At 66.4% G+C, this 25,963-nt stretch carries 28 protein-coding genes and 1 tRNA gene; 14 read left to right on the top strand and 15 right to left on the bottom strand.

Annotation, left to right across the window (positions count from 1 at the left end; genetic code table 11):
• Position 1 precedes the first annotated feature (1 nt).
• The 11 genes from LX70_RS03265 to LX70_RS03315 form a co-directional block, all read right to left on the bottom strand.
• A complete protein-coding gene (locus LX70_RS03265) occupies positions 2 to 1,027 on the bottom strand; it encodes a LacI family DNA-binding transcriptional regulator (protein ID WP_105513079.1) in 1,026 nt (341 codons plus the stop codon).
• A 4-nt stretch (positions 1,028 to 1,031) separates the two neighbouring features.
• Complete coding sequence (locus LX70_RS03270) at positions 1,032 to 1,355, bottom strand: Dabb family protein (protein WP_105513575.1); 324 nt, start codon at positions 1,353 to 1,355, stop codon at positions 1,032 to 1,034.
• Between the two features lie 10 nt (positions 1,356 to 1,365).
• Entirely contained in the window at positions 1,366 to 2,949 is a 1,584-nt protein-coding gene (locus LX70_RS03275) for a GMC family oxidoreductase (protein ID WP_105513080.1), read from the bottom strand.
• Positions 2,950 to 2,984: 35 nt separating this feature from the next.
• Complete coding sequence (locus LX70_RS03280; RefSeq protein ID WP_105513081.1) at positions 2,985 to 4,484, bottom strand: FAD-dependent oxidoreductase; 1,500 nt, start codon at positions 4,482 to 4,484, stop codon at positions 2,985 to 2,987.
• Positions 4,485 to 4,490: 6 nt separating this feature from the next.
• Positions 4,491 to 6,026, bottom strand: coding sequence for an aldehyde dehydrogenase family protein (locus LX70_RS03285; RefSeq protein WP_105513082.1), 1,536 nt, complete (start codon positions 6,024 to 6,026; stop codon positions 4,491 to 4,493).
• Positions 6,027 to 6,029: 3 nt separating this feature from the next.
• Positions 6,030 to 6,797: an enoyl-CoA hydratase/isomerase family protein gene (locus tag LX70_RS03290; RefSeq protein WP_105513083.1), complete on the bottom strand. Its 768-nt coding sequence runs from the start codon at positions 6,795 to 6,797 to the stop codon at positions 6,030 to 6,032.
• The gene (locus LX70_RS03295; protein ID WP_105513084.1) at positions 6,794 to 8,365 is read right to left on the bottom strand and encodes an acyl CoA:acetate/3-ketoacid CoA transferase; all 1,572 of its coding nucleotides are present in this window, start codon (positions 8,363 to 8,365) and stop codon (positions 6,794 to 6,796) included. Before LX70_RS03295 ends, LX70_RS03290 begins: the two co-directional genes overlap by 4 nt.
• On the bottom strand, positions 8,362 to 9,366 hold the full coding sequence (locus LX70_RS03300) for a Gfo/Idh/MocA family protein (protein WP_105513576.1): 1,005 nt from the start codon (positions 9,364 to 9,366) through the stop codon (positions 8,362 to 8,364). Before LX70_RS03300 ends, LX70_RS03295 begins: the two co-directional genes overlap by 4 nt.
• A 150-nt stretch (positions 9,367 to 9,516) precedes the next feature.
• A complete protein-coding gene (locus LX70_RS03305; protein ID WP_105513085.1) occupies positions 9,517 to 10,113 on the bottom strand; it encodes a histidine phosphatase family protein in 597 nt (198 codons plus the stop codon).
• A 43-nt stretch (positions 10,114 to 10,156) separates the two neighbouring features.
• Positions 10,157 to 10,384: a hypothetical protein gene (locus LX70_RS03310; protein WP_105513086.1), complete on the bottom strand. Its 228-nt coding sequence runs from the start codon at positions 10,382 to 10,384 to the stop codon at positions 10,157 to 10,159.
• A gap of 118 nt (positions 10,385 to 10,502) precedes the next feature.
• Positions 10,503 to 10,577: transfer RNA gene (locus LX70_RS03315), tRNA-Val, on the bottom strand.
• Between the two features lie 263 nt (positions 10,578 to 10,840).
• Between LX70_RS03315 and LX70_RS03320 the strand changes: the two genes are divergently transcribed.
• Entirely contained in the window at positions 10,841 to 11,401 is a 561-nt protein-coding gene (locus LX70_RS03320; RefSeq protein ID WP_146111535.1) for a hypothetical protein, read from the top strand.
• 56 nt (positions 11,402 to 11,457) lie between these two features.
• Here LX70_RS03320 and lon read toward each other — a convergent pair whose 3' ends face one another.
• Both lon and LX70_RS03330 read right to left on the bottom strand, forming a co-directional pair.
• On the bottom strand, positions 11,458 to 13,866 hold the full coding sequence (gene lon / locus LX70_RS03325; protein WP_105513088.1) for an endopeptidase La: 2,409 nt from the start codon (positions 13,864 to 13,866) through the stop codon (positions 11,458 to 11,460).
• Positions 13,867 to 14,064: 198 nt separating this feature from the next.
• Positions 14,065 to 14,673: a LuxR family transcriptional regulator gene (locus tag LX70_RS03330; protein ID WP_105513089.1), complete on the bottom strand. Its 609-nt coding sequence runs from the start codon at positions 14,671 to 14,673 to the stop codon at positions 14,065 to 14,067.
• Positions 14,674 to 14,802: 129 nt separating this feature from the next.
• Between LX70_RS03330 and LX70_RS03335 the strand changes: the two genes are divergently transcribed.
• Entirely contained in the window at positions 14,803 to 15,285 is a 483-nt protein-coding gene (locus LX70_RS03335) for an autoinducer binding domain-containing protein (RefSeq protein WP_105513090.1), read from the top strand.
• Between the two features lie 6 nt (positions 15,286 to 15,291).
• Here LX70_RS03335 and tgt read toward each other — a convergent pair whose 3' ends face one another.
• Positions 15,292 to 16,422, bottom strand: coding sequence for a tRNA guanosine(34) transglycosylase Tgt (gene tgt / locus LX70_RS03340; RefSeq protein ID WP_105513091.1), 1,131 nt, complete (start codon positions 16,420 to 16,422; stop codon positions 15,292 to 15,294).
• A 235-nt stretch (positions 16,423 to 16,657) separates the two neighbouring features.
• Between tgt and LX70_RS03345 the strand changes: the two genes are divergently transcribed.
• The 8 genes from LX70_RS03345 to LX70_RS03380 all read left to right on the top strand — a co-directional run bounded on the left by LX70_RS03345 (position 16,658) and on the right by LX70_RS03380 (position 22,123).
• Positions 16,658 to 17,023, top strand: coding sequence for an SUF system Fe-S cluster assembly protein (locus LX70_RS03345; RefSeq protein WP_105513577.1), 366 nt, complete (start codon positions 16,658 to 16,660; stop codon positions 17,021 to 17,023).
• A gap of 76 nt (positions 17,024 to 17,099) precedes the next feature.
• A complete protein-coding gene (locus LX70_RS03350) occupies positions 17,100 to 17,696 on the top strand; it encodes a MarR family transcriptional regulator (RefSeq protein ID WP_105513092.1) in 597 nt (198 codons plus the stop codon).
• Positions 17,693 to 18,418 (top strand): DUF3307 domain-containing protein, encoded by a 726-nt coding sequence (locus LX70_RS03355; protein WP_105513093.1) that lies wholly within the window; start codon positions 17,693 to 17,695, stop codon positions 18,416 to 18,418. The genes LX70_RS03350 and LX70_RS03355 overlap by 4 nt, the downstream gene beginning before the upstream one ends.
• Before the next feature lie 27 nt (positions 18,419 to 18,445).
• Positions 18,446 to 18,817 (top strand): HesB/IscA family protein, encoded by a 372-nt coding sequence (locus tag LX70_RS03360; protein ID WP_105513094.1) that lies wholly within the window; start codon positions 18,446 to 18,448, stop codon positions 18,815 to 18,817.
• The gene (locus tag LX70_RS03365) at positions 18,814 to 19,137 is read left to right on the top strand and encodes a TfoX/Sxy family protein (protein ID WP_105513095.1); all 324 of its coding nucleotides are present in this window, start codon (positions 18,814 to 18,816) and stop codon (positions 19,135 to 19,137) included. Before LX70_RS03360 ends, LX70_RS03365 begins: the two co-directional genes overlap by 4 nt.
• A gap of 11 nt (positions 19,138 to 19,148) precedes the next feature.
• Entirely contained in the window at positions 19,149 to 19,892 is a 744-nt protein-coding gene (tpiA, locus tag LX70_RS03370) for a triose-phosphate isomerase (protein ID WP_105513096.1), read from the top strand.
• Between the two features lie 93 nt (positions 19,893 to 19,985).
• The gene (locus LX70_RS03375; protein WP_146111536.1) at positions 19,986 to 20,900 is read left to right on the top strand and encodes a DMT family transporter; all 915 of its coding nucleotides are present in this window, start codon (positions 19,986 to 19,988) and stop codon (positions 20,898 to 20,900) included.
• Between the two features lie 32 nt (positions 20,901 to 20,932).
• Positions 20,933 to 22,123 (top strand): cytochrome P450, encoded by a 1,191-nt coding sequence (locus LX70_RS03380; protein WP_425430568.1) that lies wholly within the window; start codon positions 20,933 to 20,935, stop codon positions 22,121 to 22,123.
• A gap of 91 nt (positions 22,124 to 22,214) precedes the next feature.
• Here LX70_RS03380 and LX70_RS03385 read toward each other — a convergent pair whose 3' ends face one another.
• Positions 22,215 to 22,676 (bottom strand): Lrp/AsnC family transcriptional regulator, encoded by a 462-nt coding sequence (locus LX70_RS03385; RefSeq protein ID WP_105513098.1) that lies wholly within the window; start codon positions 22,674 to 22,676, stop codon positions 22,215 to 22,217.
• Positions 22,677 to 22,821: 145 nt separating this feature from the next.
• Between LX70_RS03385 and LX70_RS03390 the strand changes: the two genes are divergently transcribed.
• From LX70_RS03390 to LX70_RS03405, 4 genes are read left to right on the top strand one after another with little or no spacing between them, the layout of a single operon-like run.
• A complete protein-coding gene (locus LX70_RS03390) occupies positions 22,822 to 23,127 on the top strand; it encodes a DUF2849 domain-containing protein (protein ID WP_105513099.1) in 306 nt (101 codons plus the stop codon).
• Positions 23,120 to 24,790, top strand: a complete 1,671-nt coding sequence (locus tag LX70_RS03395; protein ID WP_105513100.1) for a nitrite/sulfite reductase — start codon at positions 23,120 to 23,122, stop codon at positions 24,788 to 24,790. Before LX70_RS03390 ends, LX70_RS03395 begins: the two co-directional genes overlap by 8 nt.
• The gene (locus tag LX70_RS03400) at positions 24,780 to 25,547 is read left to right on the top strand and encodes a phosphoadenylyl-sulfate reductase (protein WP_105513101.1); all 768 of its coding nucleotides are present in this window, start codon (positions 24,780 to 24,782) and stop codon (positions 25,545 to 25,547) included. The genes LX70_RS03395 and LX70_RS03400 overlap by 11 nt, the downstream gene beginning before the upstream one ends.
• Positions 25,544 to 25,918, top strand: a complete 375-nt coding sequence (locus tag LX70_RS03405) for a DUF934 domain-containing protein (protein WP_105513102.1) — start codon at positions 25,544 to 25,546, stop codon at positions 25,916 to 25,918. Before LX70_RS03400 ends, LX70_RS03405 begins: the two co-directional genes overlap by 4 nt.
• Positions 25,919 to 25,963 lie beyond the last annotated feature (45 nt).

A 25,963-nucleotide genomic window follows, 5' to 3' on the forward strand; every position in this document is an offset into this window, starting at 1 on the left:
TCTATCTTTCCTTGGACGGCTGGGCGGCGCTGGACGCCCGGATGACCAGATCGACGGCGGGGCGATCTTCGGCCGGGGGCGTCACGTCGCCCTCGACCCAGGCGAGGATCGTCGCGGCCACCGCCTGCCCGAACCCGGCAATGTCGCAGCGCACGGAACTGAGCGGCGGCCAGCTTTGGGCGCAATCCTCGATATCGTCGAAGCCGACGATGCGCAGCCCGCCGGGGCCGACCGGGCGGCCGATCTCGGCGCAACCGGAGAGAAGCCCCAGCGCCACCTGATCGTTGAAGCAGAGCGCGGCGTCGACCTCGGGATGATCCTCGGCCAGCCGCCGGGCCATGGCGCGCCCCATGCTGCGGCCCGACCGGCCCGGCAGGACAAGGGGCGCCAGCCCCGCGCCCGCCAGCGTCGCGCGATAGCCCGCCAGCCGTTCTTCCGTCACCATCCGGCCCTCCAACCCGCCGACAAAGGCGATGTTTCGCGCGCCTTCCGCGATCAGGTGTTCGGTCGCAAGACGGCTGCCCGCCGGGTAATCGGGCGCGGCAAAGGGAAAGAGGTCGGTGCGCCCGTCCACCCGACGCAACACCTGCATCGCGGGCAGCCCGGCGCGGGCGATGGCGTCAAAGCCCGTCTCCCCCCCGCCATAGGCGGGCGAGACGATCAGGGCGGAAACACCATGTTCGATCATCGCCCCGATCACCTGCGCCTGAAGCGCGGGGGTTTCGTCCGTATTGGCCAGCACCGCCGCAAAGCCGCGTTCCGACAGCGCCATCTGAAGCGAGATGGCGAATTCGGTGAAGAAGGGGTTGCGCAGGTCGTTGATGACAAGGCCGATCAGCCCGGCGCCGGAGCTTCTGAGGTTGGCGGCGGCGCGGTTATAGACATAGCCCAACGCCTCCATCGCCGCGCGGACGGCGGCGCGGGTTTCCGCGCGCACCGAAGCGCTGTTTTGCAGGACAAGGCTGACGGTCGATTTCGACACGCCCGCCGCCCGCGCCACGTCGATGATGGTGGGCCTGCGCTCCATTCCCCTACCCTTCGCCCGCCGTCACCGGCAGGTCGAAGACAAGGATACCGTCCAGCCCGCCGACCGCATTGGCCACCAGCCGCGCGCCCAGCTTGCGGTGCGCCGGGTGGTCCTGATAGGCCGCCAGCGCCGCCCAGTCGGTGAAATCGGCGGTGAAGCCGTGCATATAGCCCCGCTCGATCTTCTCGGGGCTTTCGGAGCGGCCGGAGCGGATGTTCATCAGCCCCGCCACCTTGCCCTCGATGGCGTGCAACTCATCGAAGATGTCGGCGACCTCAGCCTCGGGCAGGTCGGGGTTGAAACGGATCAGGACGATGTGGCGGATCATGGCGCCCCCTTCAGGCATGGTCTTCGCGGATCATGTCGGCGGCCTTTTCGCCGATCATGATCGCCGCGGCGTTGGTGTTCGACGAAATCACCGTCGGCATGATGGAGTTGTCGACGACGCGCAACCCGTCGATCCCGTTGAAGCGCAGCCGGATGTCCACGACGGCGCCGTCATCCGGCCCCATGCGGCAGGTGCCGACGCAGTGGTGTGAGGTCTTGGAATGCTGGCAGATGAAATCGAAATAGTCGGCCTCGGTCCTGACCTCCGGCCCCGGCAGGCGTTCGGCCTTGATGAAGGGTTTCAGGGGCGCCTGCGCAAGGATCTGCTGCGTCAGCTTCAGGCCCGCGATGGACATGGCGCGGTCATGCGGGTCTTGCAGGTAATTCGGGTCGATGAGCGGCGCCTTGGCCGGGTCCGCCGATTGCAGCCGGACAGAGCCGCGCGAGCGGGGCCGCAGGTGGCAGGAGTTCAGCGTGACGCCCCCCATCGGCATCGCCGCCACGCCATGTTCGATCCCGGTGCCAAGGCCAAGGTGGAACTGAAGGTCGGGGGAACGGGCATCGGGGTCGGCATACCAGAAGCCGCCGGTTTCAAAAAGCGAAGAGGCAACCGGCCCCTTGCGCGTCAGCAGGTATTGCAGCCCGGCAAGCGCGGCCCAGTGCGGTTTGGCGTAGCGGTCATAGCTGTAGGGGCCAGAGAGTTCGCAGATGCAATAAAGGTCAAGGTGGTCCTGTAGGTTCGCGCCCACGTTCGGCTGGTCAAGGACCGGGGCGATCCCCAGCGCGCGAAGCTCCTCTGCCGGGCCGATGCCGGACAGTTGCAAGAGGCGGGGGGAACCGATGGCGCCCGAGGACAGGATCACCTCTGTCCCCGCCGCGATGCGGCTGCCATCCATCATCTCGACCCCCGCCGCCCGGCCGCCTTCGACCAGCAGCCGCCGGATCGGCGCGCGGGTGCGCACGGTCAGGTTCGCCCGGCCCCGGTTCGGCGCCAGATAGGCCATCGCGGCGGACGACCGGCGCGCGTTGCGCTGCGTCAGTTGGTAATAGCAGACGCCGTCCTGCGCCTCTCCGTTGATATCCATGTTGCGCGGGATGCCAAGCGCTGCCGCCGCCTCGAAATACGCCTCGCAGATCGGCAGTGGCGCGATGGGCTGGCTGACGCCAAGGGGTCCGCCCTTGCCGTGAAAGCGGTTCTCGAACGTGTCGTTATCCTCGGCCTTGCGGAAATAGGGCAGCACGTCGTCATAGCCCCAGCCGGTGCAGCCCATCTGGCGCCAGTCGTCGTAATCCTGCGCATTGCCGCGCGTGTAGATCTGCGCGTTGATGGCCGAACCGCCGCCCAGCACCTTCGCCTGCGTATAGCGGAAGACCTTGCCCTTCATGTGCCGCTGCGGAGCGGTGTCCCAGCCCCAGGACCCGATGCCCTTGGTCATTTTCGCGAAACCGGCGGGCAGGTGGTAAAGCGGGTTGCCGTCGCCGCCCCCGGCCTCGAGCAGCAGGACCTTGACGGCCGGATCCTCGCTCAGCCTTGCGGCGACGACCGACCCGGCCGACCCGGCGCCGATGACGATGAAATCGTAACCCTTTTCCATGCCGTCCCCCTGACCTGCCTCTCCCGTCCCTCTGTTCATCCCGAAAGCTCCGTCCTGCGGATATGGTCCGCCGCGCGCAGCGACAGGGCCGCGATGGTCAGGGCCGGGTTGACCGCCGCCGAGGTCGGCAGGACCGAGGCGTCGGAGATGTAAAGGTTCGGGTGATCGTGGCTGCGGCAGAATGTGTCCACCACGCTTGCGCCCGCGTCCGCCCCCATCCGCGCCGTCCCGCATTGATGCGACGGCGTGCGCCGGTCGAAGGGCTGCGACATCACCACAGGATAGCCCGCCCTGCGCAGCGCCTGTTTCAGCTTTGCCACCAGCGCCTCATGCGCGGCCCAGTTCGACCGCTTCCAGTCGAGCCGTATCTGCCCGTCCTTCAGCGTGACGCGGCTTTCGGGGTTCGGCAGATCCTCGGACATTGCGTAAAGATCGACCGACCGCGCGGCGATCCAGCGCGCGGCCCAACCCGGCAGCGGGGATGAGGCCGCAAGGATCGGGCCGGAGATCTTGCCAAGAAGCTGAATATTGCCCAGCGGCGCGCCACCCGGCCCGCCGGCCTCATAGAAGTCGTTGATCTGGAATGTTTTCTGATAGACGGAACGGTTCCGCCGCAACGGATGCAGCGCAAGGACGGCAGAGCAGTTGTGGTTCATGAAATTGCGCCCGACCTGACCGGAGCGGTTGGCCAGCCCGCCCGGCCGCGCCGCGTCGGCCGAGGCGAGAAGCAGCGCCGCGCTTTGCACCGCGCCTGCGGCAAGGACGACAAGCGGCGCATGCAGGGTCTCGCGCCCTTCCACGCCCTCCACCTCGACCCCGGTGATACGGCCCGAGGCATCGGCGATCAGCCGCGTGGCCCTTGCCCCGGTGCGCAGCGTCACGTTCGGATGGGACAGCGCCACCGTCAGGCCGACCGTCTCGGCATCCATCTTGCCGCCGCGCGTGTTGGGGAAGGCGTCCCATGGGGTGCGCCCCTTGGCCAGCCAGCGGTCGATATCGACGCCAAGCGGCAGCGAGGACGGGTGCAGCCCGACCGCCGCCAGCCGCCGCCTGAGATCGGCAATGGCGGGTTCGTCCGGCACCGGCGGATGGGGGTAGCGGCCGGAATGGGGCGGTTCGGTCGGGTCCTCGCCGATCTGGCCGCGCACCTGATAAAACGTCTCGGCCTGCTGATAGAACGGCTCAAGCTCGGCGTAGCTGATGGGCCAGCCGGGCGTGGTGCCGCCCATGTGGCGGACCGGCGTGAAATCGGCCTGCCGGTAGCGGGTGAAAACCGCGCCGAAGAATTTCGAATTGCCGCCCGCGTAGTAGTAATTGCCCGGATTGAAGGGCCGGTCCTGCCCGTCCAGCCACTCCTCCTTCGGGCGGAAATGGCCACGCGCAAAGATCGCGAGGTCATCGCGCGCCTCGGGGCAATCGGCCAGCCGCCCGCCGCGTTCCAGGATCAGGATGCGCCGCCCGGTGGGCGCCAGCGCCGCCGCCAGCGTCGCGCCCCCCATCCCCGATCCGATGACGATGATGTCGACCCCGGCCATGGCCCGCTACCCACCCGTTCCGGTCCGCACCCAGGGGGCGCGTGTGCGCCCGATGCGCATGACGACCGATTTGACCTCAAGGAACTCGTCGAACCCGTATTGGCCGATCTCCCGCCCCTGCCCGGATTGCTTCATCCCGCCAAAGGCGATCTCGGGGAAGCCGTCCATCCAGGTGTTGGTCCAGACCGTCCCGGCGGCGGCGCGGCGCGCGAAATCAAGGCAGGTATGGACGTTCTCGCTCCACACCCCCGCCGACAGACCATAGCTTGCGTCATTGGTCAGCGCGATGGCCTCTTCGGCGTCGCGGAAGGTCAGCACGGTCAGGACCGGGCCAAAGACCTCTTCCCGCGCGATGGCCATGTCGGGCGTGACGCCACGGACGATGGTGGGCTGATAGAACTGATGCCCGAGGCCCGGCACGCTCAGCGCGCCGCCGCCAAGGCAGACCTCCGCCCCCGCCGCGACCGCGTCCCGCACATAGCCGTCGATCTTGGCCTGATGCGCGGCGGTCACGATGGCGCCGACCTGCGTGTCGGGGTTCAGCGGGTTGCCAAACGCCACCTGCCGCGACAGCGCCACGACGCGGGCGGTGAAGGCGTCGGCGATATCCTCATGCACGATGATCCGGCTTGAGGAATTGCAGCACTGGCCGGTGTTGAAATAGACGCCGAAGGTCACCGCGTCGGCGGCGCTGTCCAGATCGGCGTCGGGGAAGATCACCTGCGGGTTCTTGCCGCCAAGCTCAAGCGCCACCTTCTTCAGCGTCCCGGCCGCAAGCGCGGTGATTTTCTTGCCCACAGCGGTAGAGCCGGTGAAGGTCACCATGTCCACATCGTCATGCGTCACCATCCGGCTGCCGACCGGGTCGCCATAGCCCAGGACGATGTTGCAGACGCCGGGCGGCAGCCCCGCCTGATCCAGCAACTCCGCCAGAAGCGCGGTGGTCGAAGGCGTCATTTCCGACGGTTTCACGACGCAGGTGCAGCCCGCGCCAAGCGCGAAGGGCAGTTTCTGACCGAGAATCCAGAACGGAAAGTTCCACGGCGTGATGATGGAAACGACCCCGATCGGCTCCTTCAGCACCACGCCCAGCATGTCGGGGCCAAGCGTGTTGTGGCTGTCGCCATGGCTGGTGCGGGCGAGCGCGGCGGCATAGCGCCAAAGGTCGGCAGCGCCCCCCACCTCACCCCGCGCCTGGGTGATGGGCTTGCCGGTTTCCAGCGTCTCGATCAGGGCGAAGCGCTCGACATTCTCCTCGATCAGATCGGCGACGCGCAGAAGGACCGTTGCCCGATCCTTGCCGGAGATCCGGCTCCAGCGGCCATCGTCGAAGGCATGACGGGCCGCGGCGATGGCGGCGTCGGCCTCTGCCACGCCGCCCATCGCCGCGCGGCTGACGGTGACGCCATGGGACGGCGCGATGCGTTCGCAGACCGCGCCATCGGCACTGTCACGCCATGCGCCGTCGATATAGTGGCGCAGGGCCAGCGGTTCGGCGGGAAGGGCCAGATCGGCCTTGGTGATGATGGTCAGGTCGGTCATGGCTCAGGTCCCCGGAAAGTCCGCTTTGCGCTTTTCGCGAAAGGCGGCGACGCCCTCGGCACGGTCGTCGCTGGCGGCGATGGCGGCCGATCCCAGCGCCTCGACCATGGCGCCGCGATCCTCGGCCACGGCGGCGTGGATCATGGTCTTGGTGATCTCCACCGCGCGGGGGGAAAGCGTCGCGGCCTCTTCGGCGATGGCGGTCGCGGTGGCCGACACGTCCTCGGCCACCTCGACGGCAAAGCCCAGCCCCACCGCCCGCTCCGCCCCGATCCGGCGACCGAAAAGCGCCATTTCCTTCACCGCCGCTTCCGGCAGAAGCCGGCAAAGGCGCTGCGTCCCCGACCAGCCCGGCACGATCCCCACGCGCGCCTCGGGCAGGGCCAGCGTCGCGCGGGGCGCCATGACGCGGATATCGGCGCAGGCGGCAAGCTCAAGCCCGCCGCCGAAGGCATGGCCGTTCAGCGCCGCGATGACAGGTTTCGACAGCCGCGCCAGCCGGTCGAAGATCCGATGCCCATCGCGCACCCAGTGGCGGGCGAACTCGGCGGGCGACAGATCGCCCCAGGCGTTGATGTCGGCCCCGGTGCAAAAGGCGCGATCCCCCTCGCCCGTCAGGATGACCGCGCGGATGGCAGGGTCCTGTTCGATGGCGATCAGATGGGTTTCCAGATCGCGCAGCATCGGGATGGTAAAGGCGTTCATCTTGGCCGGGTTTTCCAGCCTCAGCCGGGCGATCCCGCCGGTGATCTCAAGCGAAACGCGGCTCACTGGTTCCACTCCATTGGCGCTTTGGACAGAAGCGACAGCGGCATGGTTTCGGCGTTCCCGGCCACCCGCACCCGCCCGTGCGAGGCGGCGACGATGTCGCGCTCCGGCTCGATGCCCGGCATGATCTCCGTCGCGATCAGCCCGCCCTCGTCCAGCCGCATCACGCAGCGTTCGGTGACATAAAGCACCTCCTGCCCCTGTTCGCGCGCCCGGCGGCCGGAGAAGGTGACATGCTCAACCGCCCCGACCATCTTGGTGAACTTGCCGGGCTTTTTCACGCGGATACCGGTTTCCGACAACTCAATCTCTGCCCCGGCCTCGAACCAGCCGGAAAAGACGATCTTCTTCCCGTGCGAAGTGATATCCACGAACCCGCCGCATCCGGCGGTCAGGAAGGGCTTCTTGCCAAGCTTGGAGACATTGACGTTACCCTCCACATCGACCTCAAGGAACGACAGGAAGGCGACGTCGAACCCCGCGCCTTGAAAGAAGATGAACTGCTGCGGCGAGGGCACGAAGGCATCCGCGTTCGACGCGCAGCCAAAGGCGAAATCGGTCAGCGGCATGCCCCCCACCGCGCCCTGTTCAATGGCCCATGTGACCGCCTCGGGATGCCCGGCCTCAAGCAAAATCCGCGGCACCTGGGCCGAGATGCCGAAGCCGAGATTGGCGGTCATGCCAGAGCGAAGCTCCATCGCCGCGCGCCGGGCGATCACCTTTTCCACCCCGTAATCGGGGGTGCGGAAGCTGGACCAGGGGCGCATGATCTGGCCCGAGATGGCCGGGTCATAGGGGGTTTCGCAGGTCTGTTTCTGGTCGGGGTCGATGACGACAAGGTCGACCAGATGCCCCGGCACCCGCACGTCATGCGGACGCAGCGAGCCGCGCGCGGTCACGCGGGAGACCTGCGCGATCACCAGCCCGCCATGGTTGCGCACGCAGATCGCCTGTTCCAGACCGCCAAGATAGGCGCCCTCATGCTCATAGGTCAGGTTGCCGAATTCATCCGCCGTCGTCGCCCGCAGGATGCAGACATTGGGGATGATATTGGGGAAATGCAGCCAGGTTTCGCCGTCGAACTCCACCCGCCGCACGATGGGCTCCGCCGCCGCGCGGGCATTCATCGCGCAGCCCTCGCGGATCGGATCGGCGAAAGTGTCGAACCCGGTCCGGGTCAGGACACCGGGACGGCGGGCGGCCGCCTCACGGTGCATGTCGAACATGATGCCGGAGGGGACGTTATAGGCCGGGATCCGGTCCTCGACGATCATCTTCCAGATCTCGGGCATCGGCAGGTTGGAGGAGCCCGACGGGTAGGACCCCGCCAGCACCTTGGCCAAGAGCCCGTCCTTCGCGATGTGGTCGATGCCCTTCACCCCGTACATGTCCCCCGCCGCAATCGGGTGCAGCGTGGTCAGGCCGCGGGGATGGCCCTCGGCCTCGAACCGCTCTCCGATGGCCTTCAGCACCAGATCCGGGCAACCGAGAGAGGAGGAGGAGGAGACGGTGACAACGGCCCCGTCCGCGATACATTCCGCCGCCGCTGCGGCGCTGACGACCTTGCTCATGCGCTTTCCCCGTAATTGACGATCTGCCGGGTCCCGCTTTGCGCCGCCGCGCGCACCGCGAAGGCAACTGCAAGCGACCTTACACCATCCCGGCCATCGGCGGCAGGCCGCCCCTGCCCGCGCACGGCAGCGCCGAAATCGGCAAGGCCCTGCGTGTAAAGGTCATGGGTCGGGAACGGGATCGCCTCGCGCCCGGCGGCACTGACCAGCTCCACCTCCCCCACCGGGTTCTGGGTCATGACACCCTGCGCGAAGATCGACCCTTCGGTGCCATGCACCTCAAACCCGGACCCCGCGAAGGGATGGGTGAAGCTCTCATGGCTCATCACCATCGCGCCCGACGGCATGGACCAGACCGACATCGCGCTGTCCTCGACCCCCTGCCCCATGCCCGAGGCCGCCATCTGCGCGACGACCGTTTCCGGCTCCTCGCCCAGGATGAAGCGCGCCACGTCGGCGTCATGGACGGTGATGTCGGGAATGACCCCGCCGCCCGCCGCCGCATCGTTGATGCGCCAGCCTTGCAGATGCGGCGGCAGGTGGACGGCGTGGAAGAGGCGCATTGACAGGACCCGCCCGATGCGGCCGCCCGCGATCAGGTCGCGCACGGCCCGGTGGCTGCCCGAACAGCGCAGGTGGTGGTTGGTGGCAAAGACCAGCCCCGCCGCCTCGGCCGCCGCGACCATCCGGGCTGCTTCGTCCACGGTCATCGCCAGCGGCTTTTCGCACAGCACATGCTTGCCCGCCGCGATCGCCGCCATCGCCTGCGGAAAGTGCTTTTCGTTGGTGGTGGAGATATAGACGGCATCCACCGCCGGATCGGACAGCGCCGCGTCAAGGTCGGTGCCATGGTTCACGATCCCATGCTCTGCGGCATAGGCGGCGGCGCGCCCGGCATCGCCAGAGATCAGCCAGACGACCTCATCGCCGCTCTGGGCGCGGATGGCGCGGATCACATATTGCGCGGCAATCGTACTCGCCCCGATCAGAGCCCATTTCATGCTGCCCTCCCCCATGTATCTGGAACGTTCCAATTCATCTATCGGAACGTTCCAACCCATGTCAATCGGGGAATGCGGGGTTAAAGCGTTTCGGGTTTTCGTTGAGAGAGCACGTATCAGAATCCGAACGAAACAAGTTCGAATTCTGATTCAACGTAAACCCGAAATGCTATAGTCCTCCGCGTGGCGGATCTGCTGGCCACCCCGCAGCTCATAAACCACGCCCTGCCCGCCATCAGGGGCGCCAAGGTCGCGCCAGTCGGCATCCAGAAGCGCTGCGCGCAGGAACCGCGAGGTGATGCCATGGGTCACAAGAACGGTCGGCCCGCTCACCTCACCCAGCAGCTCGGCCACACGGGCGCGCATCGACGCCATGCTTTCGCCGCCGGGGCATTGGAAATACCACTCGAACGGCTGGCCGGGGTCGATCAGGCCGGGAAATCGGTCCTCGATCTCGGGATGGGTCAGCCCCTCGCACTGGCCGACCGACAGTTCCCGCAGCCGGTCGTCGGTGGCGAAGCCTTCGGTCAGACCCGCCAGCGCGTGACGGGCGGTTTCCTGCGTCCGGCCCAGCGGGCTGACGCGGAACGCTGTCCCCTCGGGCAGCCCGATCCGGCCAAGGATCGCGCCCTGCCGCGCGGCCTGCGCGCGCCCCAGATCGGTCAGTGACGAATCGCGGCTGCCCTGCATCCGGCCTTCAAGGTTCCAGACGGTCTGGCCGTGGCGCAGGATATAGATCGGGGGCATGAAGGGTCCTTTCGCATCCGTCCGGCCCCGTCCGCCGGGCCGCTCAGGGCTTTATTGCCCCGCGCAGCCCGATCCCGACAAGCCCCGCATTGATGAGAAGATAGGGAGAGGCGCCGCCAAAGGTCAGCCCGACCGCCTTCGACCAGTCCGAGAGGTGATGCACCGGCTCGAACGCCATGAACGCCCCCGCCAGAAGCGGCAGCGCCGAGGCGAGCCATGTCAGCGACAGCGGCTTGACGTATTTGCGAAGCGATTTGCGGCCAGTGGGCATCGGGACACCTGCGTCGGGGATGGATGCGCCGATGAAACCGCGCGGGCCTTCACGGGCGGTTAAGCGCGCGGGCGCTGTGGCCCCCGAAGGGGCGAGTGGTTTGCGACGGGAAGGACGATGGTGGGTGATGAGGGATTTGAACCCCCGACATCTTCGATGTGAACGAAGCGCTCTACCACTGAGCTAATCACCCGCGCATCGTGGCGGCGGTATTAGCCGCTCTTACCGCCGCGTTCAAGCACCTCATCGTGCAAAAATCGCGAGGGCTGCGGCGGCTTCGGGGCGCGGACTGTTCGCCGCCCCCGCACAGACCGTTTCCACAACCGGCGCGAATACCGGATTCGCGCCATAGTTGCGCCCCATCTTCGCACCGGGACATCGCGCGTGATGATCATGCCGCCCTACCGGCCTTAACCGGGGGGTAACCCTTTGACGCGAGGCTTCCAGCATCCCGTGATGCCCAGACGCACGCTCATATCGCTGACCCTCGCCATGGCACTCTCTGCCATGGCCGGGCCGCTTTGTGCCGGGACGTTGCCCTGGGACACGGGCGGCGACGGGGACGCCGCGCCCGTCGAACGGCCGGGCGCGGTGCAGATGGTGTCGGGCCGGTTCCGCACCCTGCCCCCGGCGCCGGGCGATGCGGCCCATGCGGCGGTGCCGAAGGCCTTTGCAGCACTCCTGACCCGCGCGGTCGCCACCCTGCCCGATGTCACCGGCAAGGGGCCGGCCAAGGGGCGGCCCTGGTGGCAATACAATCCCCGCGCTGGCATCGCTTTCTATGGCCCCGGCCCCGGCGGCTACAGTTCGTTCTCCTGGAACAAGCCCGAAACGCCCGACGGCACGCCGCACCGCGTCGTGGCATTGGTCGCGCCGCACTGGCTGCCGCAGTCGAAGCAACTCCACCCCTACCGGGCGACGCCCTCGGCCGTGCCACTGCCACCGGCGGCGCCGATGCTGCTGGCCGCCCTTGCCGGGATGGCGGCGCTGCGGCGGTTCCGGCGGCGCAAAGGCTGACACAGAAAAAGGGCGCCCCGAAAGGCGCCCTTCGTCACTCGTAGCCGGCCAAAACCTTAATGCGCGGTCGCGCCCAGCCCGTCGCCCTTCTCGGCCATCGCGGCCTTGGCGGCGGCCTCTTCGGCCTCGGCGTCCCATTCGATCGGCTCCGGCATCCGCACCAGCGCCTGCTGCAAGACCTCGCGGACATGGGAGACGGGGATGATCTTCAGCCCCTCCTTCACGTTGTCCGGGATCTCCGGCAGGTCCTTGGCGTTCTCTTCCGGGATCAGCACCGTCTTGATGCCGCCCCGCAGCGCCGCCAGCAGCTTTTCCTTCAGCCCGCCGATGGCCGTCGCATTGCCGCGCAGGGTCACCTCGCCCGTCATGGCGATGTCCTTGCGAACCGGAATGCCGGTCAGGACCGAGACGATGGCCGTCACCATGGCCAGACCGGCCGACGGACCGTCCTTCGGCGTCGCGCCATCGGGGACGTGGACGTGGATGTCGATCTTCTCGAAGACCGGGGGCTTCACCCCGATCTCGGGGCTGATAGAGCGGACATAGCTCGACGCCGCCTCGATGGACTCCTTCATCACGTCGCCCAGCTTGCCGGTCGTCTTCATCCGCCCCTTGCCGGGCAGTTTCAGCGCCTCGATCGACAGCAGGTCACCCCCGACAGAGGTCCAGGCGAGGCCCGTGACGACACCGATCTGGTCCTCCTTCTCGGCCAGGCCATAGCGGAACTTCTTCACGCCCAGGAAATCCTCAAGGTTCTCCGGCGTGACCTCGACCCTTTCGGCATCCTTGCGGACGATCTTGGTCAGCGCCTTCCGCGCGATCTTGGAAATCTCGCGCTCAAGGTTCCGCACCCCGGCCTCGCGGGTATAGGTGCGCACCATTTCCTGAAGCGCCTCGTCGGTCAGCCTGAACTCGGTCTTCTTCAGACCGTGGTTCTTCACCTGCTTCGGGATCAGGTGCTGCCTCGCGATCTCGCGCTTTTCGTCCTCGGTGTAGCCGGCCAGCGAAATGATCTCCATCCGGTCCAGAAGCGGGCCGGGCATGTTGTAGGAGTTCGCGGTGGTCAGGAACATCACGTTCGACAGGTCGTATTCGACCTCAAGGTAATGGTCCACGAAGGTCGCGTTCTGCTCCGGGTCCAGCACCTCAAGCATGGCCGAAGCCGGATCGCCCCGGAAATCCTGCCCCATCTTGTCGATCTCATCGAGCAGGATGAGCGGATTGGTGGTCTTCGCCTTCTTCAGCGCCTGGATGATCTTGCCGGGCATGGAGCCGATATAGGTCCGCCGGTGGCCGCGAATTTCCGACTCGTCCCGGACACCGCCAAGCGAGATGCGGATGAACTCACGCCCCGTCGCCTTCGCGACCGATTTGCCAAGCGAGGTCTTGCCGACGCCCGGAGGGCCGACGAGGCAGAGGATCGGGCCTTTCATCTTCTGGCTGCGCTGTTGCACGGCCAGATATTCGACGATCCGCTCCTTGACCTTTTCCAGACCATAGTGATCGTTATCAAGGACTTCCTGGGCTTTCCTCAGGTCCTTCTTGACGCGGGACTTGACGCCCCACGGCAGGCTGAGGAGCCAGTCGAGGTAGTTGCGAACCACCGTCGCCTCGGCCGACATCGGCGACATGGTCTTGAGCTTTTTCAGCTCCGCCTCGGCCTTGTCGCGCGCCTCTTTCGAGAACTTGGTGTTCTTGATCTTCTCGGCCAGTTCGTTGATCTCGTTCTGGCCGTCCTCGCCGTCGCCCAACTCCTTCTGAATGGCCTTCATCTGCTCATTCAGATAGTATTCGCGCTGGGTCCGCTCCATCTGCGACTTCACGCGGGACTTGATCTTCTTCTCGACCTGAAGGACGGACATTTCGCCCTGCATCAGGCCAAAGACCTTCTCAAGCCGCTCGGCAATATCCAGCGTTTCCAGAAGCGCCTGCTTCTGGCCGACGTCGATACCAAGGTGACCCGACACAAGGTCGGCCAGCTTGCCCGGCTCGCGCGCCTCGGCGACGGCCGAAAGCGCCTCTTCCGGGACGTTCTTCTTGATCTTGGCGTAGCGCTCGAATTCCTCGGCGACCGACCGCAGAAGCGCCTCGACGGCGTCCTGATCGCCCGGAAGCTCGGTCAGCGGCTCCGCTTCGGCCTCGAAATAGGCCTCATTCTCGATAAAATCGGTGATGCGCACGCGCACCTTGCCCTCAACCAGCACCTTCACGGTGCCGTCGGGCAGTTTCAGCAGTTGCAGCACATTGGCCAGCACGCCCGCGCGATAGATGCCATCGGTCGTGGGGTCGTCCACCGTCGGGTCGATCTGGGAGGACAGCAGGATCTGACGATCCTCGCGCATCACTTCCTCAAGCGCCCGCACGGATTTCTCGCGCCCGACGAACAGCGGCACGATCATGTGGGGAAAGACCACGATGTCGCGCAGCGGCAGGACCGGGTAGCTGTGGGCGAGTTCTTTTGTCATTCGCGTTCCTTCGGTTCGGCCAGACCGCACCGGCCCCGGACATCGGCAGCCATCGGCGGTCTGCGTTCAGGTACCCTATCTAGGCGGTCGGGGGGCTGTCTTCAACCATACCGGCCCGTTTGCGGTCGGGCCACAATAGTTACGCGGCAAGGCGGCGCAAGGGCGGATTTCCCGCCCCCCGCGCGGCGCCGATCACCGTCAGATCAGCCCATAACCCGCCGCGCAGGACACCGCCTGCGAGGCGGTCTTGGCGTTCAGCTTTTCCTTGGCGTTGCGGATGCGCTGCTTGATGGCGCCCTCGGTCACGCCAAGCCGCCCCGCGATCTCTTTCAAAAGCAGCCCCTGGCGGATCATCGCCAGCGCCTCAAGCTCGGCCCTGGTCAGGTTCGACGGCGGGGTCGCGGCAAGGTGCATGGCGGTGAAGCGGTCGTGAAGCTGCCCCACCTCCGCATCGGTGAAATCCCGGTCGCTGCGCGCGAAGGTGGCGTAGCTGCGATGGCCGCCCTCATCGGGCGGCGCGCAACTGACGGCGGCACCAAAGCGCATCCCGTATTGCGCGGCTTCCCGCATCACCCCGCGCGGGTCGGGCAGGACGATCTCGCGCCAGCGGATCACGCCGTCATTGCCATAGACCCAGCGGATCACCGGATCGTGGATCAGATAGCCCATCCGCGTATAGCGGTCGATCCAGGCCTGCGGCATCGTATTGCACTCGGTCATCGGCACCACGAAGCCGACCCTCAGCGCGGCATAGAACCCGGCCGGGGCAAGGCGTCCGAATTCCTGCTTACAGTCGAGGGCGGCCATCGCCAAAATATCCCAGTCGCGAAAAATGTAACCTGCGTCGCGGCGCCCCGTGTTGCACCGCCCCGGCGGCTATGCCACGGAAATCGGAGAGGGGAAAGTCATCAAAATAGCATCAATGGTGGTCAGACCATGCCCGCGCGACGGATCGGTGAACTTGTCGAATTGCTTTACCTTGCGGGAACCGCCGGCTTCGCGGTGGGGCTGCACCTGACCTTCACCACCCCGCGCTACATGCTTCAGACCTACCCCGCCGCCTGGCGCAACCACTACGCGCGCGAGGGGTTGTTGCTGATCGACCCGACCGTTCACTGGGGCCTTGCCAATACCGGCTGGACAAGGTGGAGCGCCCTGCCCGTCCCGCCGCAGCGCGACATCCTGTCCGAGGCGACAGCGCATGGGATGCCCTACGGGATCACCGTCGCGACGCTTGCGCGCGGCTCGCGCAGCATCGCCAGCCTGTCGCGCGCCGACCGCGAATATTCCGACGCCGAGGCCGACGGGGTCCGCGGCCTGATGGACGAATTGCACGACCTGACCTTCAGCATCCACACCCTGCCGGCCCCGGTCGACAGCCTGCTCCGGCGGCTCTCGATCCTGTTCAGCCAGTCCTGAGGGCGGTCAGAGCGGCGCGATATCGCCCGCCGCCCGTTGCGCATGGAAATCCGCCACGAAGGCATCAAGCGTCCCGGCCCGGATCGCGCCCCGCAGCCCTTCCATAAGCTCGTGATAATAATGCAGGTTATGCCATGTCAGCAGCATAGAGGCGATGATTTCACCGGCCCGGAAGACATGGTGCAGATAGGCGCGGGAATAGCTGCGGCAGGCCGGGCAGGTGCAGGCCTCATCCAGCGGGCGCGGATCGTCCATATGGCGGGCGTTCTTGATGTTGACCTGCCCGCGCCGGGTCCAGGCCTGCCCCGTGCGGCCGGAGCGTGAGGGCAGGACGCAGTCCATCATGTCGATGCCACGCTGCACGGCGCCGACGATGTCGTCGGGCTTGCCCACGCCCATCAGGTAGCGCGGCTTGTCGGCGGGCAGCATTCCGGGCGCATAGTCGAGGACCGAAAACATCGTCTCCTGCCCCTCGCCCACCGCCAACCCGCCGACCGCGTAGCCGTCGAAACCGATCGCCTTCAGCGCCTCGGCGCTTTCGCCGCGCAAGTCTTCCGTCACGCCGCCCTGCTGAATGCCGAAGAGCGCATGCCCCGGCCGGTCGCCGAACGCATCGCGCGACCGTTGCGCCCAGCGCATCGACAGGCGCATGGACTGTGCCACCACCTCCTCCGTCGCGGGCAGCGCGGGGCATTCGTCGAAACACATGACGATGTCGGAGCCGAGAAGCTTCTGGATTTCCATGCTGCGCTCGGGCGACAGCATGTGCTTCGACCCGTCGATATGGGAGGAAAAGCGCACCCCCTCCTCGGTCAGCTTGCGCAAGGCGGCAAGGCTCATCACCTGGAAGCCGCCGGAATCGGTCAGGATCGGCCGGTCCCAGTTCATGAAACGGTGCAGCCCGCCCAGCCGCGCGATGCGTTCGGCCGTGGGGCGCAGCATCAGGTGATAGGTATTGCCCAGCAGGATGTCGGCCCCGGTCGCGCGCACGCTTTCGGGCAGCATCGCCTTGACCGTTGCGGCGGTGCCGACCGGCATGAAGGCAGGCGTTCGGATCTCGCCCCGCGGCGTGTGGATGGTGCCGGTGCGGGCCTTGCCGTCGGTGGCGTGAAGCGTGAAGGAGAAACGGTCTGTCATGGCGCGCGCTTTACCGCGTCGCCCCGCCAAGGGGAAGCGGCGTGATCCGGCGGCGCGGCCGGTTCCCGGCCGCAAGAGATCTGTCGCGGCCCCGAAAGGGCCGCTCCGCCCTGCCTCCGGCGGGAGTATTGGGCAACGAAGAAGTGCGATAGGTCCCGCGCCACTTCGACGCGCCCGCTTTACGGGCCGGATCGAATTCCCTATATAATCGCTCAACAACTTCATGGAACGCGCGATGACGGCCGAGACCAGAGACCCGATCGAGGGGACGCCCCTTATCAAGCCATCGACCACGGACCATGCGCTCTACGATGCTGTCGTGGATGCCTGCCGCACGGTCTATGACCCTGAAATCCCTGTGAACATCTTCGACCTGGGGCTGATCTACACGATTGATATATCGGCCGAGAACGCGGTGCATATCATCATGACGCTGACCGCCCCCGGCTGCCCGGTCGCAGGCGAGATGCCCGACTGGGTCCGCGACGCGGTGGAGATGGTGCCGGGCGTGCAGGCGGCCATGGTCGAGATGACCTTTGACCCGCAATGGGGCATGGACATGATGTCCGACGAGGCGCGGCTTGAGCTGGGGTTCATGTAATCAAGCTTTTTAGCTTGATATTTTAAAAATCAAGTTTTAAGGCTTGATTTGAAGCAATCAAGCATGAGGGCTTGCTATGAAGGCCTGCGCCGTGCTGACGGGCGATCTTGTCGGCTCCACCCGTTTTGCCCCCGAGGCTATCGAAAGGGCGATGGCGGTACTGTCCTCCGCCGCACCGGAGGGCCATTTTACCCGGTATCGCGGGGATGGCTGGCAGGCGGTCGTCGCCCCCCCCGCCCGCGCCCTGCGCGCCACACTGGGCCTGATCGCCCGGCTTGCGGCCGAGGACGGCCTGCCCGCCACCCGCATCGCCATCGGCCTCGGCCCGGTCGAAAGCCTTGGCACCGCCGACCTGTCCGATGCACGCGGCGCGGCGTTCGAGACCTCGGGCCGCGCGCTTGACGGAATCGGCCGGGCGGCGCGGCTGGCCATCGACGGCACCGCCATTACCCCGCTTCACCGCGCCATCGTCGCCCTTCTGGACGAACGCAGCACCCGCTGGACGCCCGAGCAGGCCCGCGCCATCGCACTGGCGCTGGCCCCCGCGGAACCGACGCAGGCCGAGATCGCCGCAACGCTTGGCATCTCCGCCCAAGCGGTGAATTATCGCCTTGCCGGTGCGGGATGGAATGCCTTGCGACAGGCCGTCTCCGCCTGGGAAGAAAACCAATGACCGAAACCCTCGCAGCCCTTCTCCTGGCCCATGTCTTCGCCGATTTCGTCCTTCAGACCGGCCATATTGCCGCCAACAAGCACCGTCCGGCGGTTCTGCTTCTGCACAGCGCCATCGTGCTTCTGACCGCGCAGGCAGCACTTGGGCGGGTGGATCTTTGGGAACTGCCCGCGCTGGCCCTGCTCCATGCGGTGACCGACTGGCTGAAGGCGCGTTTCGCAGCGCCTGGGCTTGCGGCCTTTCTGGCCGATCAGGGCGTCCATCTTGCGGCACTTGCCGCGCTTTCGGCCTGGCGGCCCGATCTTTGGGCGGGCGGGCTTTGGGCCGGGCTGGAACTGACATGGCTGCCGGGGCTGATGGCCTTTGTCGCGGGGGCGATCCTTGCCACCCGCGCGGGCGGCTTCGCGGTCGGCCTTCTTATGCGGCCCTGGGCCAGCCATGACCTGCCCAAGGGGCTGACCAATGGCGGCAAGCTGATCGGCCTCCTGGAGCGCGGCCTGATCTTCGTTCTGGTCATGGTGAACCAGCCCGCCGGGATCGGCTTTCTGGTCGCCGCCAAGTCGGTCCTGCGGTTCGAGACGACATCGAAGGATCAAAGCGCGGGCGAATATGTCATCATCGGCACGCTCGCCTCCTTCGGCTGGGCGCTGGTCATCGCCTATGCGACGCGGCTTTTGATGGCGACCCTGCCGCCGCTTGGAATCCTCGCCGCAAATCCTTAGATTAAGCGTCAGGTAACGGAGACAGACATGTTCGGCATTCCCGGCAAATCCCCGGTGACGCTTACCCCCCGCGCGGTGAAGCAGATCACCCGCCTGATGGCGCGCGACCAGGCCTATGGGCTGAAGCTTGGCGTCAAGAAGGGCGGCTGCGCGGGGATGGAATACACGATGGAATTCACCGACAAGGCCGAACCGATGGATGAGGTCGTCGAACAGGACGGCGCGCGGGTGATGATCGCCCCCATGGCGCAGATGTTCCTTTTCGGGACCGAGATCGACTATGAAACCTCGCTTCTCGAAAGCGGGTTCCGGTTCAACAATCCCAATGTCTCCGAGGCCTGCGGCTGCGGGGAATCGATCAAGTTCAAGGACATGCCAGAGGCCGGCGCGCGGGGATGAGCGTCTCGGACGCCGACATCGCCTTTGCGCTGGACCTGTTTCGCGGGCTTGGGCCGCTCAGCCATCGCAAGATGATGGGCGGGCTGTGCCTTTACGCGGATGGCACGATCTTCGCGATCCTTCAGGCGGACGGCTCGATCTGGCTGAAAGGCGCCGGGCGGTTCGCCGAAAAGCTGACGGAAGAGGGCTGGCAACGCTGGACCTATGCGCGCGGCACGGCGAAAAAGACCGCGATGCCCTACTGGCTCTTGCCGGACGCCGCCCTTGACGATCCCGCGCTTGCCTGTTCACTGGCACGCGAAGCGTTACAAGCATTGTAAGGGAGGCAGGCATGCGCAAACTCGCCGCCGGAAACTGGAAGATGAACGGCACGGCAGACAGCCTGACCGAAATCGCGGCCCTTGCCGCCGCGACCGGGGGCGCCACCTGCGACATCCTGATCTGTCCGCCCGCGACGCTGATCGCGGCAATGGCGGCGGCCGCGAAAGACACAGCCGTCATGGTCGGCGGGCAGGATTGCCATGCCAAGGCGTCGGGCGCCCATACCGGCGACATCTCTGCCGCGATGCTGAAGGATGCGGGCGCGGGCCATGTCATCCTCGGCCATTCCGAACGCCGCGCCGATCATGGCGAAACCGACGCCGATGTGCGCGCCAAGGCCGACGCGGCAGGCGCGGCGGGCCTGATCCGCGTCATCTGCGTGGGTGAGACGGAGGCCGAGCGCGACGCAGGCACGACACTGAAGATCATCGGCCGTCAGCTTGCCGGGTCGGTCCCCGATGGCGCAGGCGCCGCCGATACCGTGATTGCGTATGAGCCGGTCTGGGCCATCGGCACCGGCCGCACGCCGACACTCAACCAAATCGCCGAAGTGCATGATTTCATGCGGCAAACGCTGACCGACCGTTTCGGGGCAAAGGCCAAGGACATGCGGCTGCTTTACGGCGGCTCGGTCAAGCCCTCGAACGCGGGGGAGATCTTCGCGACCTCCAATGTCGATGGCGCGCTGGTGGGCGGCGCCTCTCTCAAGGCCGCGGATTTCAGCCAGATCGTGACGGCGCTGTCGGCCGCCTGAGGCCAGCCGCGACATCCCGGTGTCGCGGACGGGCCTGCACCCGCCCCCGGTCCGGGTGAAGCTTCAAGGGTCAAGAACCGGACCCGGACGCGCGTGACCCTTCGCATCGACCCAGCCCCGCCGCCTTCGGGCATGCTGGCGGCCAACCTGATCTGCATGGCCTCCATGCTGATCTGGGCGCTTGCCTTTCCGGCGGCGGATCTTTTGCTGAAGTCGATCGCGCCGCTGCCGCTTGCCGCGCTCAGGATGGTGCTGGCCACGGCGTTCCTGCTGCCGCTCTGGGCGCGGCAGGACGGCCTCGCCACGCTCTGCGGCGCGCCCTGGCGCAAGGGGCTTTTCGTCGGCGGCATCGGCTTTGGCATCGGCGCCTATCTGCTGTTGTTCGCTCAAAGCCGGACCGACGCGGTCACCGTCGCGATCATCGCCGCCACCATGCCGGTCGTCGGCATCCTGCTGGAGCGGGTCCACAGCCGCCGCCCGATGCGCGCCCGGCTGATCGTCGGGCTGGCGCTCAGCCTTGTCGGCGGGATGTATGCCTATTTCTCGCAGATCGGGGCCTTCACCGTGGGCCTTGGCGCGGTGGCGGCCTTTACCTCGGTCGCGATCTTCTCCTGGGGGTCGCAGCGCACCGTCGTCGATTTCCCGCAACTGTCCAACCTCGGGCGGACGACGATCACCTGCGCCGGGGCGGCGGGGGTGCTTTTGCTGACATGGGCGATCAGCGCGGCCAGCGGCGCCGCGCCGACCGACTGGTCGCGGATCGGCCTGGCCGAGATCGGCGCACTGGCGATCTACGGCTTCGGCTCGCTGGCCATTTCGCAGCTTCTCTGGCTCGTCGGGGTCGAACGGCTGGGCCTTGGCGTGGCCAGCATGCATATCAACGCGGCCCCCTTCTATGTGATGATCTTCGCGGTCATGGCGGGCGGGCCGTGGAACTGGGCGCAGGCGACGGGCGCCACGATCGTGATCCTGGGCGTGCTGATCGCGCAGGGGCGGTTCAGGGCTTGAAACTCCGCCCGCGCCGGGATCAACCTTGCGCCATGACCCTGCCCGTCCTGACCCAACCCCCGACCGATCCCGGTTTCGTCCAGAACCCCTACCCGTTCTACGAACGCGCCCGCGCCGCCGGGCCGTTCTTCGAATGGGCGGACTACGGGCTGATCTGCACCCCCTCGGCCGCCACCGTCAGCGCCGTCCTGAAGGACCGCCGTCTGGGGCGCGAGGTCCCGGCAGAGCTGCAATCGCCCGTCCCCGCCCACCTCGCCCCCTTCTACGCGGTCGAGGCGCATTCGATGCTGGAGCTTGAGCCGCCCCGCCACACCCGGCTGCGGTCTCTGGTGCTGCGCGCCTTCACCTCACGCCGGATCGCGGCGCTGGCGCCCGAAATCGCGGCGCTGAGCCATGCATTGATCGACACCTTCCCGGCGGGGGAGTTTGACCTTCTGACCCGTTTCGCGCAAAGGCTGCCGGTCATCATCATCGCCCGGATGCTCGGCGTGCCGGAGGACCGCGCCGATGACCTTCTCGCCTGGTCGAACGCCATGGTCGGCATGTATCAGGCCCGCCGCACCCGCGCGACCGAGGATGCCGCCGTCGCCGCGACGGAAGCCTTCGTGGCCTTCCTGCGCGACCATGTCGAGGACCGCCGCAAAACGCCCGGCGACGACCTCATCACCCACCTGATCGCCGCCGAAAGCGAGGGGGAGAAGCTGTCGACGGATGAGCTGATCACCACCTGCATCCTGCTACTGAACGCCGGGCATGAGGCGACGGTCCACACGCTCGGCAACGGCATCAAGGCGCTTCTGGAACAGGGCTACGGCGCCGAGGTCCTGCCCCCCGACCGCGTCGAGGCAACGGTGGAGGAAGTCTTTCGCCACGACCCGGCGCTGCATCTTTTCACCCGCTGGGTCTATGAGGATGTCGAATTTTCCGGCCGGACCTTCCGGCGCGGCGACCGGATCGGCTGCCTTCTGGCCGCCGCCAACCGTGACCCGCAGCTTTGGGACGATCCCGCCCGCTTCGACCCGCGCCGCCCGGTCCGGCCCAACCTGACCTTCGGCGGCGGCCTGCATTTCTGCGTCGGCGCGCCGCTCGCGCGGCTGGAACTGCAAACGGCGCTCCCGATCCTCTTCGACCGCCTGCCCGGCCTCACGCTCACCGAACCGCCGCGCTACGCCGACCTTTACCACTTCCACGGCCTCGAACGCCTGATGGTTAGGGCCGCATGACCTCTTTCATCTTGCCCCAGTACCTCGGGGTCGTCCATTGGTGCGCCATTGGTTCAAGGCCAATGGACGACGGGCAGCGCCCCGGCCGCCGTCACACCGGCAGGACGGTCGTCGACTTGATCTCTTCCATGCTCAAAAGCGCCGTCACGTTATAGATCCTGACCTCGGAGATCAGCGCCTGATAGAACGTGTCATAGGCCCGCGCGTTCTGCACCCGCACCTTCAGGATATAGTCGATATCCCCGGCCAGCCGGTGCGCTTCCAGCACCTCGGGCCGGTTTCTGAGCGTTTCCAGGAACTTGCGCTGCCAGTCCGCCTCGTGCTCGCTGGTGCGGATCAGGACAAAGAAACAGGCCTCAAGCCCAAGCGCGTCGGGGTCCAGAATCACCGTCTGGCGGCCGATCACGCCGGCCTCCTTCAGCTTGCGGATACGGTTCCAGACCGGGGTCTTCGACGACCCCACCTTGCGCGCGATATCGTCAAGCGACTGGCCCGCATCCTCCTGCAACTGGGCAAGGATTTTCCGATCCATCTCATCTAGCCGGACTGACATTCGCAGTTTCCTTTCGAATTGGAACAGGGGTTCCGCCGCCCGCCATATGAAGAACAATTTTCCTTATCTGCAAGGGTATATAGCGCATACGGGGGAAAATTTCCTATATTGAGGCCAGAAAATCGCCCTGCCGAAGGAAACCGCCATGGCCCGCGCCTTTACCCCCAAGGTCGTCACCGCGAATGCGCTGGTCGAGGGCGACGTCGTCTACCTGACCGCCGACGACCGCTGGACCCGCGATCATGCCGAGGCAGAGTTCCTTGAGGATGAGGCCCACGCGCAGCTGCGCCTTCTCAAGGCCGATCACCAGCGCGACCGCGTCGTCGGCGCCTATCTGGCCGAGGCGCGCATGGGCGTGACCGGCCCCGAACCGATCCACTTCCGCGAGGTGTTCCGCACCCGTGGCCCCTCGAATTACCCGCACGGCAAGCAGGAGGCCGGCAATGTATAACTACACCGACTTCGACACCGCCTATGTCGCCAGCCGCAACGCCCAGTTCCGCGCCCAGGTGGAACGCCGCATCTCCGGCGCGCTGACCGAGGACGAATTCCGTCCCCTGCGCCTGATGAACGGGCTTTACCTTCAGCTTCACGCCTACATGCTGCGCGTGGCGATCCCCTATGGCACGCTGCGCTCGGACCAGATGCGGCAACTGGCGATGATCGCCGACCGCTGGGACAAGGGCTATGGCCATTTCACCACGCGGCAGAACATCCAGTACAACTGGCCGAAGCTTTCCGACGTGCCCGACATCCTCGAAGCGCTGGCGGCGGTGCAGATGCACTCCATCCAGACCTCCGGCAACACGATCCGCAACGTGACCGCCGATCATTTCGCCGGTGCCGCCGCCGATGAGATCGAGGACCCGCGCCCCACGGCCGAGCTGATCCGCCAATGGTCCACCGACCACCCGGAGTTTCAGTTCCTGCCGCGCAAGTTCAAGATCGGCGTCTCCGGCGCACCGCATGACCGCGCGGTCACCAAATCGCATGACATCGGCATCCGCATCGTGCGCGGCGGCGGCGGCCAGACGGGGTATGAAATCCTTGTCGGCGGCGGGCTTGGCCGCACGCCGATGGTCGGCCAGGTCATCAGGCCGTTCCTGAAGAAGGCCGATCTGCTGCCCTATCTTGAGGCGATCGTGTCGACCTACAACCTGATGGGACGGCGCGACAACAAGTTCAAGGCGCGTATCAAGATCACCGTTTTCGAGAACGGGATGGAGAAATTCCGCGACGCGGTCGATGCACGTTTCGAACAAATCAAGCGGGAATGGACCGGGGTTGATGCCGATCTTATTGCACATATCGAACAATCCTTCACCCCGCCCGCCTTCCGCAACGCGCCCGAGGACGGCTATGAGACGGCCCGCAAGGCCGACCCGGTCTTCCGGTCCTGGACCGATACCAACCTGACCGGACACCGCCAGCCGGGCTATGCGATCGTCACCGTCTCGCTCAAGGCGCACGGGGCGACGCCGGGGGATGCGACCTCGGCCCAGATGCGGCTTCTGGCCGATCTGGCGGACCGCTACGGCCATGGCGAATTGCGCATCAGCCACGAACAGAACGTCGTGCTGCCGCATGTCCACAAATCCGACCTCTGGGCGCTGCATGCGGCGCTGAAGGCGCAAGGTCTCGCCACCGCCAATATCGGCCTGACCTCGGACATCATCGCCTGCCCCGGCATGGATTACTGCACACTGGCCACCGCGCGTTCGATCCCCGTCGCGCAGGAAATCGCGACGCATTTCCAGGCGCTGGGGCTTGAGGAAGAGATCGGCGCACTGAAGATCAAGATCTCCGGCTGCATCAACGCCTGCGGGCATCACCATGTCGGCCATATCGGTATCCTCGGCCTCGACCGCGCGGGGGTGGAGAACTACCAGATCACGCTTGGCGGCGATCACCGGGAAAACATGACGCTGGGCGAACGCACCGGGCCGGGCTTTGCCTATGACGAGATCGTCCCGGCCATCGAACGCCTTCTGCGCGCCTATCTCGCCCTGCGCGACAGCCGGGAGGAAACCTTCCTCGACGCCTACCGGCGGCTGGGCGATGCCCCGTTCAAGGCCGCGCTCTACCCCGCCGAGGCCGCCCGCGATGCTGCTTGAAACACCAAGGATCACGCTGGACGACCGGGTCCGCGCGCTGAACGAAAGCTATCGTCACCATTCGGCGACGGCGGTTCTGGAACGCGCGCTGCATGACCCGGATGTCGGCAATCTGGCGCTCGTCTCCTCCTTCGGGGCGGAATCGGTGGTGTTGCTGCACCTCGTCTCGGTCGTAGCGCCGGGAACGCCGGTGATCTTCATCGACACCCAGATGCTGTTCCCCGAAACGCTGGAATATCAGCGTGAGCTGGCCGAAAAGCTGAACCTGACCGACCTGCGCACCATCCGCGCCGACCGCCGGGATACCGACTTCGAGGACCCGGACGGCACGCTGCACCAGTTCAACACCGACGCCTGCTGCGCGCTGCGCAAGGTGGTGCCGCTGGAACGCGCGCTGAAGGGGTTCGACGGCTGGATCACCGGGCGCAAGCGCTATCAGGCCGGAACCCGCGCCGCGCTGGAGTTCTTCGAGAATGAGGAGAACAAGCGCCTGAAGGTGAACCCGCTGGCCCATTGGGGCCGCGAGGACATCGAGGAGTATATGGTCAACAACCGCCTGCCGCGTCACCCTCTGGTCGCCAGAGGTTACCCCTCGATCGGCTGCGCGCCCTGCACAAGCCCTGTGAAGGAAGGTGAAGATCCCCGCGCAGGCCGTTGGCGGGGAAGCAAAAAAAAGGAATGCGGCATCCACTTCGCGGGCGGCAAGGTGGTGCGCGGCCCGATCCAGGACGACAAGACGAAGGAGAACGCGGCATGAGCGTGATCGTGCGCGACGACGGCTTTCATGCCGAGGATTACCATGGCGCCGCGGTGCTGGAAATTGCCCAGGACACCATGCCCGATGCGCTGCCGCAAAGCTTCGACGGGGTGGACCTGATCTGCGTGGCCTTCCCGTCTTTCGCGGACGGGCGCGGCTTCACGCTGGCCAGACACCTGCGCGGCCTTGGCTATACCGGGCGGCTGCGCGCGAAGGGCAAGGTCATCTCCGACCAATACGCCATGGCGCGGCGGTCGGGCTTCGATGAGGTCGAAATCCCCGACGACATCGCCGCGCGCCAGCCCGCCGGAGAGTGGATCTTCCGCGCCGACTGGCGCGACCACGACTATCGGTCGCGGCTTCGCGCCTGATCGCGGGGGTTTTCCCCATTCCAAAACCTGAATAGAAGGGGGGCG

The sequence above is a fragment of the Albidovulum denitrificans genome (genome assembly GCF_002973535.1).
In the GTDB taxonomy this organism is placed as follows: Bacteria; Pseudomonadota; Alphaproteobacteria; order Rhodobacterales; family Rhodobacteraceae; genus Albidovulum; species Albidovulum denitrificans.

Excerpts from the sequence above, each read along its gene's own strand:
- LX70_RS03390 (WP_105513099.1), top strand. The coding sequence starts at position 22,822 with ATGGCCCGCGCCTTTACCCCCAAGGTCGTCACCGCGAATGCGCTGGTC.
- lon (WP_105513088.1), bottom strand. The coding sequence starts at position 13,866 with ATGACAAAAGAACTCGCCCACAGCTACCCGGTCCTGCCGCTGCGCGAC.
- LX70_RS03400 (WP_105513101.1), top strand. The coding sequence starts at position 24,780 with ATGCTGCTTGAAACACCAAGGATCACGCTGGACGACCGGGTCCGCGCG.
- LX70_RS03295 (WP_105513084.1), bottom strand. The coding sequence starts at position 8,365 with ATGAGCAAGGTCGTCAGCGCCGCAGCGGCGGCGGAATGTATCGCGGAC.
- LX70_RS03300 (WP_105513576.1), bottom strand. The coding sequence starts at position 9,366 with ATGAAATGGGCTCTGATCGGGGCGAGTACGATTGCCGCGCAATATGTG.
- LX70_RS03405 (WP_105513102.1), top strand. The coding sequence starts at position 25,544 with ATGAGCGTGATCGTGCGCGACGACGGCTTTCATGCCGAGGATTACCAT.
- tgt (WP_105513091.1), bottom strand. The coding sequence starts at position 16,422 with ATGACAGACCGTTTCTCCTTCACGCTTCACGCCACCGACGGCAAGGCC.
- tpiA (WP_105513096.1), top strand. The coding sequence starts at position 19,149 with ATGCGCAAACTCGCCGCCGGAAACTGGAAGATGAACGGCACGGCAGAC.
- LX70_RS03275 (WP_105513080.1), bottom strand. The coding sequence starts at position 2,949 with ATGGAAAAGGGTTACGATTTCATCGTCATCGGCGCCGGGTCGGCCGGG.
- LX70_RS03355 (WP_105513093.1), top strand. The coding sequence starts at position 17,693 with ATGACCGAAACCCTCGCAGCCCTTCTCCTGGCCCATGTCTTCGCCGAT.
- LX70_RS03365 (WP_105513095.1), top strand. The coding sequence starts at position 18,814 with ATGAGCGTCTCGGACGCCGACATCGCCTTTGCGCTGGACCTGTTTCGC.
- LX70_RS03320 (WP_146111535.1), top strand. The coding sequence starts at position 10,841 with ATGCCCAGACGCACGCTCATATCGCTGACCCTCGCCATGGCACTCTCT.
- LX70_RS03350 (WP_105513092.1), top strand. The coding sequence starts at position 17,100 with ATGAAGGCCTGCGCCGTGCTGACGGGCGATCTTGTCGGCTCCACCCGT.
- LX70_RS03330 (WP_105513089.1), bottom strand. The coding sequence starts at position 14,673 with ATGGCCGCCCTCGACTGTAAGCAGGAATTCGGACGCCTTGCCCCGGCC.
- LX70_RS03310 (WP_105513086.1), bottom strand. The coding sequence starts at position 10,384 with ATGCCCACTGGCCGCAAATCGCTTCGCAAATACGTCAAGCCGCTGTCG.
- LX70_RS03270 (WP_105513575.1), bottom strand. The coding sequence starts at position 1,355 with ATGATCCGCCACATCGTCCTGATCCGTTTCAACCCCGACCTGCCCGAG.
- LX70_RS03305 (WP_105513085.1), bottom strand. The coding sequence starts at position 10,113 with ATGCCCCCGATCTATATCCTGCGCCACGGCCAGACCGTCTGGAACCTT.
- LX70_RS03285 (WP_105513082.1), bottom strand. The coding sequence starts at position 6,026 with ATGACCGACCTGACCATCATCACCAAGGCCGATCTGGCCCTTCCCGCC.
- LX70_RS03395 (WP_105513100.1), top strand. The coding sequence starts at position 23,120 with ATGTATAACTACACCGACTTCGACACCGCCTATGTCGCCAGCCGCAAC.
- LX70_RS03280 (WP_105513081.1), bottom strand. The coding sequence starts at position 4,484 with ATGGCCGGGGTCGACATCATCGTCATCGGATCGGGGATGGGGGGCGCG.
- LX70_RS03345 (WP_105513577.1), top strand. The coding sequence starts at position 16,658 with ATGACGGCCGAGACCAGAGACCCGATCGAGGGGACGCCCCTTATCAAG.
- LX70_RS03265 (WP_105513079.1), bottom strand. The coding sequence starts at position 1,027 with ATGGAGCGCAGGCCCACCATCATCGACGTGGCGCGGGCGGCGGGCGTG.
- LX70_RS03385 (WP_105513098.1), bottom strand. The coding sequence starts at position 22,676 with ATGTCAGTCCGGCTAGATGAGATGGATCGGAAAATCCTTGCCCAGTTG.
- LX70_RS03380 (WP_425430568.1), top strand. The coding sequence starts at position 20,933 with ATGACCCTGCCCGTCCTGACCCAACCCCCGACCGATCCCGGTTTCGTC.
- LX70_RS03360 (WP_105513094.1), top strand. The coding sequence starts at position 18,446 with ATGTTCGGCATTCCCGGCAAATCCCCGGTGACGCTTACCCCCCGCGCG.
- LX70_RS03335 (WP_105513090.1), top strand. The coding sequence starts at position 14,803 with ATGCCCGCGCGACGGATCGGTGAACTTGTCGAATTGCTTTACCTTGCG.